Origin of the sequence: Streptomyces fodineus, from assembly GCF_001735805.1 — a bacterium.
GTDB classification, from domain to species: Bacteria; Actinomycetota; Actinomycetes; order Streptomycetales; family Streptomycetaceae; genus Streptomyces; species Streptomyces fodineus.
The window spans coordinates 2423048-2437432 of the sequence record NZ_CP017248.1; the positions used below are offsets into that span (position 1 = coordinate 2423048).

Consider the following 14385-nt stretch of genomic DNA (forward strand, 5'->3'; position numbering starts at 1 on the left):
TGGGTGCGTCGGGGTCGGCGGTCAGGGCGTCCAGGAGTCGTACCAGCCGTGTGGCGATGGACCGCGCGGTCGCCGGGTCGAAGAGGTCGGTGGCGTACTCCAGCAGGCCCTCGACGGCGCCGTCCGGATGCTCGGTCATCTCGAAGGCGAGGTCGAACTTGGCGGCGCCGGTGTCGATACGGCGCACCCGCGTCTCCAGTCCGGGGAGGCGGAGGTCGGCGGCTGCGGTGTTCTGCAGCACCAGCATCACCTGGAACAGCGGATGCCGCGCCTGCGAACGCTCCGGCGCCACCACGTCCACCACCCGCTCGAACGGCACATCCTGATGCGCGTACGCCCCCAGATCCCACTCCCGCACCCGCCCCAGCAACTCACGGAAACCCGGATCACCCGACACATCCGTCCGCAACACCAGCGTGTTCACGAAGAACCCGACCAGATCACCCAGCGCCTCGTCCTGACGCCCCGCGATCGCACCACCCAGCGGAACGTCCTCCCCGCACCCAACCGCGACAACAACGCAGCCAGACCCGCCTGCAACACCATGAACACCGTCGCCCGCGACTCACGGGCCACCTGCCTCAGGCGCAGGCCCAGTTCGGCCGGGAGGGCGAAGGCGTGGGTGGCGCCGCGGTGGCTTGCCACGGCCGGGCGGGGCCGGTCCGTGGGCAGCTCCAGCAGGTCCGGCGCGCCCGCCAACTCGGTCTTCCAGAAGTCCAGTTGGCGAGAGACCAGGCTCGCCGGGTCCGACTCCTCCCCCAGCAGCTCCCGCTGCCACAGGCTGTAGTCCGCGTACTGCACCGACAGCGCCGGCCACTGCGGCACGTCACCGGCCATGCGGGCCTCGTACGCCACCGCCAGATCCCGGCCCAGCGGCACCAACGACCAGCCGTCGGCGGCGATGTGGTGCACTGTCAGCAGCAGCACCTGGTCCTCGGCGCCCAGCGCGAACAGCTCTGCCCGCACCGGCAGCTCCGAAGCCAGATCGAAACCCCGGCCGGCCGCAGCCGCCAGCATCTCCTCCAGCTCACCCTCGCCGACGTCGGTCACCGGCAGCTCAGGACGAACGTCATCGAGCACCTCCTGCCACGGCACGCCCCCCTCCTCCGGGAACACCGTGCGCAGGCTCTCGTGCCGGGCCACCACATCACCCAGCGCCGCCCGCAGCGCCGCCCGGTCCACCGCACCCCGCAGCCGCAGGGCGTACGGGAGGTTGTAGGCGGCGGTCTTGTTCTCCAGCCGGTTCAGGAACCACAGCCGGCGCTGGGCGGAGGACAGCGGGACGCGGTCGGGGCGGACGGCGGGGCGTACCGCGGGGCGGGCGGTCTGCGCGTCGGCGAGGCGGTCGGCGAGCGCGGCGGCCGTGGGTGCCTCGAAGATCGTACGGACGGCGAGTTCGACGCCGAGGGCGGTCCGGATCCGGCTGACCAGGCGGGTGGCGAGCAGCGAGTGACCGCCCAGGTGGAAGAAGTCGTCGTCGATGGTGGCCGACGGCAGCGAGAGGACGTCGGCGAAGAGACCGCACAGGATCTCCTCCTGCGCGGTGCGGGGCGCTCGCCCCGTGGTCCCGGCCGCGAAGTCGGGGGCGGGCAGCGCCCTGCGGTCCAGCTTGCCGTTGGGGGTCAGCGGGAAGCGGTCGAGGGTGACGAAGGCGGCCGGGACCATGTAGTCGGGCAGGGTGCGGGCGGCCAGTTCGCGCAGTGCGGCCGGGGTGGGGGCGTCCTCGCCCGGGACCGGTACGACGTAGGCGGCGAGCAGCGTGGAGCCGGGGCGGTCCTCGCGGGCCAGGACGGCGGCCTGGGCGACGGCCGGATGCGTGGCGAGGACGGACTCGATCTCGCCGAGCTCGATCCGGAAGCCGCGGATCTTGACCTGGTGGTCGACGCGGCCGAGGTAGTCGATGTCGCCGTCGGCCCGGCGGCGGGCGAGGTCGCCGGTGCGGTACATGCGGGCGCCGGGCGGTCCGAAGGGGTCGGCGACGAACCGCTCGGCGGTCAGGCCGGGCCGTCCCCGGTAGCCGCGGGCCAGTCCCTCGCCGCCGATGTAGAGCTCGCCCTCGTCGCCGGGTTGCAGCCGCTCGTCGAGGACGTACAGGGTGGTGTTCCGGATGGGGCCGCCGATGCTGGGCAGGGCGGCGGCGTCCGCGAGGCGCACGGCGGTCGACCAGACGGTGGTCTCGGTGGGCCCGTACAGGTTGGTGACCTCCGTGCCGAGCGCGGTCATCGCGGCGGCGAGCGAGGGCGGCAGCGCCTCGCCGCCCACCAGCATCCGCAATCCCCGTACGGGGTCCGGCTGTTCGGCGGTCAGGGCCTGCCACAGCGAGGGGGTGGCCTGGAGGACGGTTGTGCCGCTCGCGGTGGCGAGCGCAGCGAGCCGGGCGGGGTCGATGACGGTGTCCCGGGGTGCGATGACCACCGCGGCTCCGGAGATGAGCGGCAGGTACAGCTCGACGACGGCGATGTCGAAGGCCACGGTGGTGACGGCCAGCAGCCGGTCCCGGTCGGTCAGGGGGAAGCGGTCCGCCATGGAGGACAGGAAGTTGAGCAGGTTCCGGCGGGTGATGAGCACGCCCTTGGGGCGGCCGGTGGAGCCGGAGGTGTAGATCGTGTAGGCGGGGTGGGCGGGCCGCAGCGGGGTGAGGCGGTCGGCGTCGGTGAGGTCGTCGCCGCGGAGCGGGGCGGCCTGCGCCTCGGCCGCGGTGAGCCGTTCGGCGTCGAGGTGCAGGGCGGGGCGTGCGTCGTCGAGGATGTAGCGGACGCGGTCGGCCGGGTAGTCGGGGTCGAGCGGCACGTATCCGGCACCGGACTTGAGCACGGCCAGCAGCGCGACGAGCAGGTCGAGGGAGCGCGGCAGGGTGAGTGCCACCAGCGTTTCGGGGCCGGCGCCGTGGGCGACCAGCGCCCGGGCGAGCCGGTTGGCGCGGGCGTTGAGCGCGGCGTAGGTGAGGCGCTGTCCCTCGAAGAGCACGGCGGTGGCGTGCGGGGTCCGGGCGGCCTGGGCCTCGATCAGCTCCGTCGGGTCGGCGTCCGGCACGGCGCGCACGGTGTCGTTCATCGTGGTAACCACCCTTGAATGGCTGTCGGTTGCGCGGTCGGCCGGTCAGACGCCGGCGGGGGACGGCTGGGGGGCCGCGGCCTCGATGCGCCGCAGCTCGGCCGCGAGGATCCGGCCGATCTCGGCGAGGGCCGCGGGTTTCATCAGGTCGTTGTGGCTGCGCTCCAGGTAGTGGGCGGTGATGTCGCCGCCGACGTAGGGGCGCCAGGTCTCGGGGGTGGGTGAGATGTCGACCTTGTCGAGCGAGGCGACCAGGACGGTGACGTCCGAGTCGAACCGGTCGGGCACGAACTCGTGGACGAGGTCGCGTCCGTTGGCGTACACCCGGCCGATGGCCGCGATGTGGTGGGGTTCCAGGCTGGCGAGGGAGCTGCCGAGCCTGCGCAGGATCTGGACGACCTTGTCGTGCCGCAGCGGTTTCTTGCCGAGGTAGCGGCGGTCGTATCCGACCCAGCGCAGCAGGTCGGCGAGGATCTCCTGTTCGCCCAGTTCGGCGAGGGTCTGCCCGGGGTAGGTGTCGAGGATGGCGAGCAGCCCGACCTCCTCGCCGGCGGCCTGGAGGGCACAGGCGATGACGTGGGCGGCGATCCCGCCCGAGGAGTAGCCGAGCAGATGGTAGGGGCCGTGCGGCTGGATGCGGCGGATCTGCTCGATGTAGTCGGCGGCCATCTCGTGGAAGGAGCCGGGCAGCGGGCCGGTGCCGTCCAGGCCGCGGGCCTGGAGGGCGTAGACGGGGACGTCCGGGTCGAGGTGGCGGATGAGTCCGGCGTAGCACCAGCCGAGGCCGCCGGCGGGGTGCACGCAGAAGACGGCGGGGCGGCTGCCGTGCGGGCGCAGCGGCAGTACGACGTCGAGCGGGTCCTCGTGCCGGTCGCCGCCGGCGATCCTGGCCGCGAGGAGGGCGGGGGTGGGGGCTTCGAAGACGCTGCGGATGGTCAGTTCGGCGCCGAAGGTCTCGCGGACCCGGTTGATCAGGCGGGTGGCGAGCAGGGAGTGGCCGCCGAGGGCGAAGAAGTTGTCGTCCATGCCGGTGCGGGGCAGTCCGAGCACATCGGCGAAGAGGTGGCAGACCAGCTCCTCGCGGGGGTTGCCGGGGGCGCGTCCGGTGCCGGCGGTGGCGAGGTCGGGGGCGGGCAGCGCGCGCCGGTCCAGCTTGCCGTTGGGGGTGACGGGCAGTTCGGGGAGGCCGACGAAGGCGGCGGGGATCATGTGGTCGGGCAGGTGCGCGGCGAGTTCGCGGCGCAGTTCGTCGGTGCCGGGTGCGGTGCCGTCGGACGGTACGACGTAGGCGACGATGCGTTTCTCGCCGGGCTGGTCCTCGCGGGTGACGACGGCGGTGTGGCGGATGCCCGGGTGCCGGGCGAGGGCGGTCTCGATCTCGCCGAGTTCGATGCGCAGGCCGCGGATCTTGACCTGGTCGTCGGTGCGGCCGAGGTAGACGAGCGCGCCGTGGTCGCTCCAGCGGGCGAGGTCGCCGGTGCGGTACATCCGCGATCCGGGCGGACCGTAGGGGTCGGCGACGAACCGTTCGGCGCTCAGGCCGGGCCGGCCGAGGTAGCCGCGGGCCGGCTGGACTCCGGCGAGGTAGAGCTCTCCGGGGGTGCCGGGCGCGGCCGGGCGCAGGGCGGGGTCGAGGACGTAGGTGCGGGTGTTCCAGATGGGGTGGCCGATGGGCACGGGTCCGGCGCCGGGTGCGCACTCCCAGCAGGTGACGTCGACGGCCGCCTCGGTGGGGCCGTACAGGTTGTAGAGCCCGACGCGCGGCAGCACCCGGAAGAAGCGGTTCTGCAGCTCCTCGGGGAGGGCCTCGCCGCTGCAGATCACCCGGCGCAGTCCGGTGCAGCGGGCGGCGGCGGGTTCCTCCAGGAAGACCTGGAGCATGGAGGGGACGAAGTGGGTGGTGGTGATCCGCTCGGCCCGGATGAGCTCGGCCAGGTAACGGGGGTCCTTGTGCCCCTCGGGGCGGGCGACGACGAGGGCGGCGCCGGTGATCAGCGGCCAGAAGAACTCCCAGACGGAGACGTCGAATCCGGAGGGTGTCTTCTGCAGGACGCGGTCGTCGGCGCCGAGTCCGTAGCGGTGCTGCATCCACAGCAGCCGGTTGGCGATGGCCCGGTGGGGGACGACGGCGCCCTTGGGGCGGCCGGTGGAGCCGGAGGTGTAGATGACGTACGCCGGGTGGTCGCCGGCCGGCGCCGGGCCGGCGGGCGGGGTGCCGGGCTGGGCCGCGAGCCGGTCGGCGGTGTCGTCGGCGTCCAGGACGAGCAGGGGCACGGACAGTTCGCCGGGCAGTCCCGCCGCCGTCGTCGCGGTGGTCAGCAGCAGCGCGGGGCGGGCGTCGCCGAGCATGAACCGGATGCGCTCGGCCGGGTAGTCGGGGTCCACGGGCAGATAGGCGGCGCCCGCCTTGACCACCGCGAGCAGGGCGGTGACCAGGTCCGGGGAGCGGGGCACGGCCAGCGCCACGATGCTCTCCGGGCCGACGCCGCTCGCGCGCAGCAGGTGGGCGAGCCGGTCGGCGCGGGCGTGCAGCTCGCGGTAGGTCAGCGTGCTGTCCTCGAAGCGCAGCGCCGGGGCCCCGGGGGTGCGCCGGGCCTGCTGTTCGAGCAGCTCGGTCAGGGTGGTGTCCGGCACCGGGTGGGCCGTGTCGTTGTGGGCCCGTACCACCAGGTCGCGCTCGGTGGCGTCCAGGAGGTCGATGTGCCCGACGGGGGTGTCGGGGCCGGCGTCGGCCAGCCGCTGCAGGAAGCCGATGAAGCGGTGCTGGTGGGCGGCGAGCTGCTCGCCGGAGTACAGGGCGGGGTTGGCGTCGAAGTCGACCTGGAGGCCGCGGCCGTCGGAGCGCTCGTACACGATCAGCGAGAGGTCGTCGGAGGGGCCGATGGAGAGGTTGTGCACGACGGCGGGGGCGTCGCCGAACGTGAGCCCGTAGTCGAACATCATGATGTTGATCTCGGGGCCGGTGAGCCGTCCGCCGCCGCCCAGCAGATTGCGGTCGCGGACCAGGTCCTCGTACCGGTAGTGCTGGTGCTTCATCACCGCGCGCAGTTCCGCCGAGACCTGCTCCAGGAGGGCGGCCAGGGTCAGGCCCTGGGTGACGGGCACCCGCAGCGGCACCACGTTGGAGACCATGCCCGGCACCGACCGGGCGGCGCGGCCGAGTCGGCAGGAGACGGGGACGCCGAGGACCACCTCGTCGGCTCCGGTGGAGCGCTGCAGATACAGGGCCGCGGCGGTCATCATCGTGGCCGGCCAGGTCACGCCCACCTCGCGGGCGGTGTCCCGCAGCCGTTCCAGGCCGTCCGTGGTCAGGAAGGAGGTACGGCGGACCAGGCCGTGGGCCATGACCGGCGTACGGTCGGACAGGCCGGCCGGCTCGGGGCAGCCGGCCAGCCGCTCGCGCCAGAACTCGCGGTCGGCGGCGAAGCGTTCACCGCGGCGGTACGCGGCGTCGGCCTCGACCAGGTCGGCGACGGGCCCGAATCCGCTCGGCGCGGGTTCCCGGCCCGCGGCGAGCGCGGTGTACAGGTCGGCGGCGCGCCGGGCGAGCAGGGCGACGGCGAAGCCGTCCACGGTCACGTGGTGGTAGCGGTAGAACCACAGGTACCGGTCGGTGGCCACGCGCAGCAGCGCGAAACGGAACAGCAGGTCGTGGCGCGGGTCGACGGGCTCGGCGAGGGTCTCGCGCATCCACTGCTCCGCCGCCGTCTCCGGGTCCTCCTCGTGCCGCAGGTCCAGCCGCTGAAGCGTCCACCGCGGGTCGGGGTCGGCGATCTGCCACAGGCCCTCGCCGTCCTCGACGACGCGCATCCTCAGTGCCTCGGCCTCCCGTACGAGGCGGCGCAGCGCCTGCTCGAAGACGTCGGCGTCGATGGCCCCGCGTATCTCCAGGTATTCGGCCGCGTTGTAGATCGGGTTCTTCGGGTCCAGCTGCTGGGCGAACCAGATTCCGGCCTGGGCCGCGGTCAGCGGTATACCGTCTCCAAGCATGATTCTCATCCACCCCTAGCGGACAACTTCAGTGAAAAACCTCGGGCAGTGGTTCCGGGGAACGGATTGAACTCTCGCATCCACCGGAATTCGCCGACAACGCCCACTGCATCAACCTGCCAACCGGGCCCGGAAACACGGAACGGGCGGTGGCAGACAACTGCCACCGCCCGCCGGCGACCTGCCGGGTGCGCCCCGGTCAGCCGCCCATGGCGCGGACCAGACTGGCCGGCCGCATGTCCGTCCAGTACTCGTTGATGTGGTCGAGGCACTCCTGCCGGTCCGCCGCGCCGTGCCGCACGGTCCAGCCGGCCGGCACCTCGGCGAACGCGGGCCACAGGGAGTACTGGCCCTCGTCGTTGATGAGTACGTAGTAGCGTGCGCCGTCGTCCTCGAAGGGATTGGTGGCCATGACTGTGTTCGCCTTTCTCTGCGACTGCTCTGCTTTTCAATAAGGCCTTACGGTGCTTTACGTGCCGGTCAGGCGGCGGCCTTCGACCGTACCGAGTCGATGAATCCGGGCAGTCGGTCGACGCCCCAGTACTTGTCGAATCCGACGATGAAGAAGGGAACGCCGAACACCCCGTCCCGGTGCAGTGAGTTCAGCGCCTGAAGGCCCTTCTCCCGAATGCCGGGATCGTCGTGCGCGTGTTCCAGGACGAACGGATCGACGCCGATGTCCCGGCCGATGCGGGCCATCGTCCGGGGATCGGAGATGTCCTCGCCGCGCTCCCAGCGCGCCCGGTAGGTCTCGGCGATGAACGCGCGCCCGGCGCCGAGTTCCTCGGCGGCGAGATAGGCGAGGTGCGAGACCTCCCAGCGCGGCGCGGGGTCCACCGGCCAGACCATCTCCAGGCCGCGCGCCCGGGCGAGGCGGCGCACGTCCTGGAGGATGTACAGGTGCTTCTCCTTCGACATGGGGACGTACGGCAGCCTGACGTTGCCGCGCTCCAGTTCGTCCAGGGCCGGCTGGTCGGGCTCCCAGAACGGCAGCCACTCCAGGCCCTCGGCGACGTCCGGGTAGTGGTCCAGCAGGTCCCGGTAGGCCATCCAGGAGTAGGGACTGCGGAAGGAGAAGTACCAGCGCGGTCCGCGTCGTGCCATCACCGCCTCCAACTGTCGTGTGCGCACGGGTGGTTCGGGGATCTTCGGGTTCAGAGGGTGATGCCGCCGTCGATCTGCAGCACGGCGCCGGTGATGTACGCGGCCCGGTCCGAGACCAGGTAGGCGACCAGGTCGGCGACCTCCTCGGCGGTGCCCATGCGGCGCAGCGGTACGGCGGCGAGGGCTTCCCCCCGGGCCTTGTCGTTCATCTCGGCGACCATGTCGGTGTCGATGAAGCCGGGGGCGACGGCGTTGACCCGGATGCCCGCCCGCCCGGTCTCCTTGGCCAGGGCCCGGGAGAAGCCGATGATCCCGGCCTTGGAGGCGGAGTAGTTGGTCTGGGTGGCGTGGCCGTGGACCCCGGCGACAGACGAGATGTTGACGACGGCTCCGCCGCGCCGCTTCATCATGCCGAAGACCGCGGCACGGCAGACGTGGTAGACGCCGTCGAGGTTGGTGTCCATCACCTGCCGCCACTGGTCGTCGGTCATGAGGACGAGCGGGTTGTCGCGGGTGATGCCGGCGGCGGTGACGACGGCGTCGAGGGCGCCCAGGTCCGCTTCGGCCGCCTCGACCCAGGCCCGTACGGCGGCGCCGTCGGCGACGTCCACGCGGGTGCCGGCGATCCGGACGCCGTACTCCTCGCCCTCCTTCTCCAAGGTGCGGGCCGCGGTGTCGTCCGAGCGGTAGCAGAAGGCGACGTCGAAGCCGTCGCGGGCGAGCGCGCGGACGGTGGCCCGCCCGATGCCGCGCGAGCCGCCGGTGACGAGCGCCACCCGGTTGCTGCTCTCAGTCATGGATGTCTCTTTCGTGAGGGCCTGTCAGGCGCCTTCGGGGCGCAGGGCGGAGGCGGGGCGGAAGGCCATGACGATGCGTTCCACGGTCATCACCGGTTCGCCCGCGGAGTGGCACTCGCCCTCGAACAGCACGGTGTCGTCGACCCTGCGGTCCAGCCGGACGCGGTGCTCCAGGACCTCGCCGGGCAGCACCGGGCGGTGGAAGGCGACACCGGTCATCCCGCCGAAGAGCATCACCTGGCCGCGCAGCACGTCCGGGTTGGGGGCGTCCCAGGTGGCGAGGACGCCGGCGGCCTGGCACCAGGACTCCACCAGGAGCGCGGGCGGGTAGGCGAAGTCCCGGTCGGGGGTTTCGGGGCCGAGTTTCTCGTACCAGGGCTCGTTGCAGGTGACCGCCTTCAGGGCGACCAGCCGCTCGCCGGGTACGACGTCGACGAGCCGGTCCACCAGCAGCATCGGGAAGCGGTGCGGCAGCCGGGCCCGGATCTCGCGCTGGCCGGTCATGCCGCCGCCTCCCCGGCCGGCCGGCGGGCGTAGCGCAGCCGGACGCTCGCGGCCGGTCCGCGCGCGGTGCTGAGCCTGGCCCGGCACTGCCAGTCGCCGTCCGGGGTCCGCTGCCATGCCATGGCGATGTCGACCCGGTCGCCGGGGAAGACCGGTCCGGTGAACCGGGTCGACTCCACGGCGGCCAGCGCGGTGCCCTTGGCGCCGTCGGGGGCGGTGGCGAGGGCACCCTGGTGGGTGCACTCCACGAGGCAGACGCCGGGGAAGATCGGGAAGCCGGGGTAGTGGCCGGGCAGCACGGTCTCGGCGGCGTCCACCGTGAAGCGGGCCGCGGTGGCGAACTCCCCGTCGCCGGGGAGCACCTCCACGGCCCCCGCGAGCGGACTGGCGCCGGTCATCAGGCCACCCGCGCCATGCCGAGCTTGCCGAGCAGCAGGTCGTAGGCGCTCTGCAGGGTGACGATCTGCTTCAGGTCGGACTCCGGCAGCTTGATGCCGTACTTCTTCTCCAGGATCACGACGACCTCGAGGGCCATCAGGGAGTCGACCTCCAGGTCGTCGACGAACCGGGCGTCGTCGGTCACCTCGGTGACGTCGACGTCGAGCACCTGCGCCACGAGGGCGCGCAGTTCTTCCTTGTCCAGCACGGTCGGGGTCCTTTCCGGAAACGTTCGGGAGGGGGCGGGAGACGGGGTTCAGCGCAGCCGGAGCAGGGCGCAGCCGACGCTGCCGGTGCGGTCCACGGAGGTGATCACGCCGATGCGGCCGGCCGCCTGCTGCGGCCGGTCCGCGGCGAACGCGAGGAGGGCGGCGGCCTGGAAGGCGGCCGCGGCGGCGCCCGTGTCGCCGATCAGCGGGGCGGGCGTCAGGTCGGCGGGGCCCGCGGTGCCGAGCACCTCGTGCACCGCCTCGGTCTCGGCTCCGCCCGCGCGGCCGGGCGCGCCGGAGCGGGCGACGGCCGCCACGTCGGCGGGCGTGGCACCGGCCCGGTGCAGCGCGGAGCGCAGGCAGGTCACGAGGGCCGGGCGCGGGTCGGCGCCGTCGAGGACGACGCCGAGCTCGACGGCGAGGATCTCGGCGAGCACGGGCTGCCCGGCGTCCTCGGGGGCCCGCGGTTCGACCAGGAGCATCGCGCAGCCCTCGCCGAGCGGCGGGACCGCCCCCTCGGCGCTGTCGGCGCTGTCGGTACCGTCGAGGCAGCGGTGCTCCAGCCAGGCGCGGGCCGGTGAGAACTCCTCGGCCGCCCCGCACAGCACGGTGCGTGCGCGGCCCGAACCGAGCAGCCGCCGCGCGTAGTTGAGGGCGTGCAGGCCCGCCGCGCGGCCACCGGCGATGGTCGCGTTGGGGCCCTTGAGCTGGTACCAGATGGCGCTCTGCCCGGCGGCGCAGTTCATCACGGTGTTGGGGAAGCGCGCCGGGTCGACGAAGAAGGGCTGCTCGCCGGTGAGCGAGTCCCGGGTGAAGTCCATCATCGACTGGGCGCTGCCGGTGGTGGTGCCGAGGGTGAACGCGGCGCCCTCGCCGGTCCCCACGGCCCGGTTGCGCTCGGCGTCGTCGAGCAGTGCGCCGACGGCGGTGACCGCGAGCCCGGTGACCCGGTCCATGGACCGGGTGCCCTTCTTGCCGAGCACCTCGCGCACGCCGAAGCCGGGTACGACGCAGCCGACGCCGTCGGGGGTGGTGCCGTGCTCGGGGCCGAGGCCGGTGACGGTGCCGCGCCGCTCGCGCAGACCCGCGGCGTACGCGTCCCTGCCGATGCCGTACGGCGACACGGCCGACCAGGCGGTGATCACCGGGTGGCCGGTGTCCGTGACGAGAGTGGTCATGACCGTCACGTGGTCCTTTCTGTGGGAACGGCTCAGAGGTTCGGGGGCCGGGGACCGGGCGAGGCCGGTCGTCGGGTCAGAGGAAGAAGACCATCCGGTACTCCGCCCAGCGCGCGGCCACTTCGCCGTCCCGGGCCAGCCGGATGCCGGCGAGCGGCGGGCGCGGGGAGCCGAGTGCCGTGAGCGCGGGCTCCTCGACCCAGACGCCGACGCCCGCTTCGAGCAGCGAACGCAGTCCCGCGCGGGGGTCGGTGAGGGTGTCGAGGGTGCGGGCGCCGATGCGCAGGGCCGGGGGCGGCGGTGCGTCGAGCGCGTACCCGACGGCCGTGCCGCGCAGCAGGATGTCCAGGCCGCCGAGCTGGCGGTGCAGTTCGGTGGCGAGGTACAGCTCGTCGAAGAACTGCTTGTCCAGGGCGCCCCGGTAGCCGCGCTCCACGATCGCCAGCACCCGCTGCTCCCCGTCAGCCTGATCCGACATCAGATCACCCCGATCAGCAGCGTCTTGTCGGCGGCGGCGACGTTCGCGGCGTAGCCGGCCGGCGGGCGGAGCACCACCTGCGGCAGATGCTCCGCCACGCCCCGGTCGTCGCTGCAGAACCGGCAGCCGTACCAGTGCAGCCGGCCTGGGAAGGCGTCCAGTAACTCCTCCGCGAGGCCGGGCAGCGACGGGTAACTCCGGTTCCAGTCGGCCAGGTTGCGTGGCTTGTCCGGACCCTGCGCCCGCTGGGTCAGCAGCGTGGCGTACCCGCACGTCCACACCTGGACGGCGGCGCCGCGCTCCAGCAGCGCCTGGGTGAGGCGCAGGGCGGTGGTGACCTGGTCACCCGCGTGCGGCGCGCCCATGAGCGTCAGGAGCACATCGGTGTGCGGAATCTGCCTGGCCACTTAATGCCACACCACCCGGACCGCCGGATCGAGGATCCAGCCCGCCACCACGTCCATGCCGACGACGCGCAGTTCGGGCCTGAGGCCGGCGGTGTCCAGCCCGTGCTGGGCGAGGGAGAAACTGTCCGCCGCGAGCACCCCGCCCTCCTTCTGGAACCGGTCCAGATCGGCGTCGCTGCCCGGCACCGCCAGCACGACGCCGTCCTGGACCAGGAAGAGCAGAGCGGACTGCCCGGTGATCACCTGGGTGACCGCGTCACGCCGGAAACCGGTGTCCGCGGCCGCGCGTCCCTGGCTCTCGATGAGCAGCAGCCGCGGAGCGCTGCTCTCCCAGTCGGTGCCGTTCACCACCTGCTCGGTCACGCCGTTGGCGCCTTGCCGTTCAGCGCGTCGAGGACGCGCTGGTCGAAATTGACCAGCTTCCAGTCCCTGCGGTTCTCTATCAGGGCGTAGCCGTGGACGATGCGCCCGGTGGCGGTCTTGACCAGCTTGCCCTCGCGCAGCACGTACCAGTCCATGCGGGAGGTGTAGGTGAAGTCCTTGAAGACCTCCTCCACCGTGTAGACGGTGTACAGGTCCTCCTCCATCAGCGCCTCGTCGAGGATGCGGATGTCGGAGCGGGGCACGACGGGGATCCAGCGGCGATCGTCCAGCAGGGTCTTGATGGAGATGCCGCGGTCGGCGACGAAGCGGTCCTTGCCCTCCTCCATGAGCCGGAGGTAGCCGGACATCTGGATGCGCTCGGTGAAGTGGCAGTACGGGTAGGGGATGTTCCACTTCCAGGCGTAGGCGTTCTGCCCGGCGGTGAGGGCGGCGAGGATCTCCTCCTCGGCCGGGGCCGCGGTGCCCGGCTCGCGCTCCAGGTCGTCGCCGAGGCGGGCGACGGCGAACCGGGCGAGCTGGCCGGGCACCTCGCCGGCCGCCTCCAGGTAGGTGTCGGTGCGCAGCGAGACGCGGACCTTGGAGGTGACGGCCTTGTGGATCTCGCCGTCGCGCTCGACCTGGACGGTCACCTTGAACCCGAGGGTGCTGTCCTCGTCCTTGGTCCAGGGCACGACCTGCGCCTCGGCGTGGTCGTCCATGTGGAAGGCGTGCAGGATGCGGGTGTCGATCGAGACCAGGTCCAGGCCGAGGCCGTGCTCCTCGTACAGCGCCCGGGCGGGCAGCCCGGCCTGCCGGAAGTGGTCCAGGACGGCTTCCTCGACGAGGTAGTTGACGTGCTTGAAGCCGATCCAGGTGCAGATGTTGGAGCCCTCGTAGCGGGGGCGCACCTGCGTGCTGGTGGCGGTGGTGAGCAGTGCCTTGACGGCGGTGTCCGTGACGAGGGTCATCGCTGGGGCTCCAGGGCGGGGACGGGGGCGGCTCCCGCGTGCGGGGAGAGGCCCAGGGTCGAGTTGACGAAGCTGCTCACCTCGGCGGCGAAGTCCTCGGCCGCCTCGAGCATCGGGAAGTGTCCGCAGCCGGGCAGGATGCGGGCGGTGGCGTCGGGCAGCGCCCGGGCGAGCGCGAGGCTCTCCTCGGGGCGGGCGGCGAAGTCGGTCTCGCCGCCCAGGACCAGGGTGGGCACGGTGATACGGCCGGTCTCCAGCGCCGGGGTGCGCAGGTAGAGGTCGAAGAACCGCAGCCAGCCGTGCGGGCCGACCCGGTCGCGTACCCGTACGCCCATGGCCTGCTGGACGTCGGCGGGGAGCCGGCCGCCCGAGTGGACGCGGATCCCCTCCTCCATGATCAGATGGAAGTCGTTGAGGTAGTAGCTGATGGTGGTCCAGTCGAACTCCTCGGCGGCGCCCCGGTAGAAGGGCGACACCAGGACGAGAGCGCGGATGCCGAAGCGGCGCAGGGCGTCGACGCCGCCCCGCTGTGTCTGGTCGAGCAGGTCCAGCAGGACGTTGGCCGCCATGGAGTGGGCGACCACCACCTCGGCGCCCTTGGGTACGGCGGTCAGGGCCTGGGCGAGCCGGCCGCGCAGGTTGGGCTGCTCGCCCCAGTCGCCGATGGTCTCGGTGCGCCAGGGCAGCCGGGCGGTCCACAGGCGCCACCCGGCCGGCAGCAGCGGCAGGGTGCGCTCCCAGACGCTGTCGTTGGCCGCCAGGCCGTGCAGCAGCAGGACGCGGGGGCCGCTGCCGTCGGTGCGCTGTTCGACGGAGACGGGTCGCAGGTCGATATGAGTGTTCACCGGGATCTTCTCCTCGCCGGTTTCTCGCGGGTCCTCGCGGGTCCTCGCGG

At 72.7% G+C, this 14385-nt stretch carries 13 protein-coding genes and 1 pseudogene; all 14 read right to left on the reverse strand.

Going from position 1 to position 14385, the window contains the following annotated elements; genetic code table 11:
* Window positions 1-16: 16 nt before the first annotated feature.
* Window positions 17-3054 (reverse strand): annotated as a pseudogene (locus BFF78_RS50090) (amino acid adenylation domain-containing protein); the annotation flags it as partial.
* A 45-nt stretch (window positions 3055-3099) separates the two neighbouring features.
* Window positions 3100-7044 (reverse strand): non-ribosomal peptide synthetase, encoded by a 3945-nt coding sequence (locus BFF78_RS09750; RefSeq protein ID WP_107440867.1) that lies wholly within the window; start codon window positions 7042-7044, stop codon window positions 3100-3102.
* Between the two features lie 199 nt (window positions 7045-7243).
* Entirely contained in the window at window positions 7244-7456 is a 213-nt protein-coding gene (locus BFF78_RS09755; protein ID WP_069777930.1) for an MbtH family protein, read from the reverse strand.
* Window positions 7457-7524: 68 nt separating this feature from the next.
* Window positions 7525-8148 carry a 2-hydroxychromene-2-carboxylate isomerase gene (locus BFF78_RS09760; protein ID WP_079161243.1) on the reverse strand — a complete coding sequence of 208 codons (624 nt, stop codon included), beginning with the start codon at window positions 8146-8148 and terminating at the stop codon, window positions 7525-7527.
* 50 nt (window positions 8149-8198) lie between these two features.
* On the reverse strand, window positions 8199-8945 hold the full coding sequence (gene fabG, locus BFF78_RS09765; RefSeq protein WP_069777932.1) for a 3-oxoacyl-[acyl-carrier-protein] reductase: 747 nt from the start codon (window positions 8943-8945) through the stop codon (window positions 8199-8201).
* A gap of 24 nt (window positions 8946-8969) precedes the next feature.
* Window positions 8970-9449, reverse strand: coding sequence for a 3-hydroxyacyl-ACP dehydratase FabZ family protein (locus BFF78_RS09770; RefSeq protein ID WP_069777933.1), 480 nt, complete (start codon window positions 9447-9449; stop codon window positions 8970-8972).
* Entirely contained in the window at window positions 9446-9847 is a 402-nt protein-coding gene (locus tag BFF78_RS09775; RefSeq protein WP_069777934.1) for a 3-hydroxyacyl-ACP dehydratase FabZ family protein, read from the reverse strand. Before BFF78_RS09775 ends, BFF78_RS09770 begins: the two co-directional genes overlap by 4 nt.
* On the reverse strand, window positions 9847-10095 hold the full coding sequence (locus BFF78_RS09780; protein WP_069777935.1) for an acyl carrier protein: 249 nt from the start codon (window positions 10093-10095) through the stop codon (window positions 9847-9849). The genes BFF78_RS09775 and BFF78_RS09780 overlap by 1 nt, the downstream gene beginning before the upstream one ends.
* Before the next feature lie 48 nt (window positions 10096-10143).
* The gene (locus BFF78_RS09785) at window positions 10144-11274 is read right to left on the reverse strand and encodes a beta-ketoacyl synthase N-terminal-like domain-containing protein (RefSeq protein ID WP_069783495.1); all 1131 of its coding nucleotides are present in this window, start codon (window positions 11272-11274) and stop codon (window positions 10144-10146) included.
* Between the two features lie 76 nt (window positions 11275-11350).
* Window positions 11351-11752, reverse strand: coding sequence for a hypothetical protein (locus BFF78_RS09790; RefSeq protein WP_069777936.1), 402 nt, complete (start codon window positions 11750-11752; stop codon window positions 11351-11353).
* Window positions 11752-12159 carry a hypothetical protein gene (locus BFF78_RS09795; protein ID WP_069777937.1) on the reverse strand — a complete coding sequence of 136 codons (408 nt, stop codon included), beginning with the start codon at window positions 12157-12159 and terminating at the stop codon, window positions 11752-11754. Before BFF78_RS09795 ends, BFF78_RS09790 begins: the two co-directional genes overlap by 1 nt.
* Entirely contained in the window at window positions 12160-12522 is a 363-nt protein-coding gene (locus BFF78_RS09800; protein WP_227025794.1) for a hypothetical protein, read from the reverse strand.
* Window positions 12519-13490 carry an acyl-CoA thioesterase family protein gene (locus BFF78_RS09805; RefSeq protein ID WP_069777938.1) on the reverse strand — a complete coding sequence of 324 codons (972 nt, stop codon included), beginning with the start codon at window positions 13488-13490 and terminating at the stop codon, window positions 12519-12521. Before BFF78_RS09805 ends, BFF78_RS09800 begins: the two co-directional genes overlap by 4 nt.
* On the reverse strand, window positions 13487-14335 hold the full coding sequence (locus BFF78_RS09810) for an alpha/beta fold hydrolase (protein ID WP_227025795.1): 849 nt from the start codon (window positions 14333-14335) through the stop codon (window positions 13487-13489). Before BFF78_RS09810 ends, BFF78_RS09805 begins: the two co-directional genes overlap by 4 nt.
* Window positions 14336-14385 lie beyond the last annotated feature (50 nt).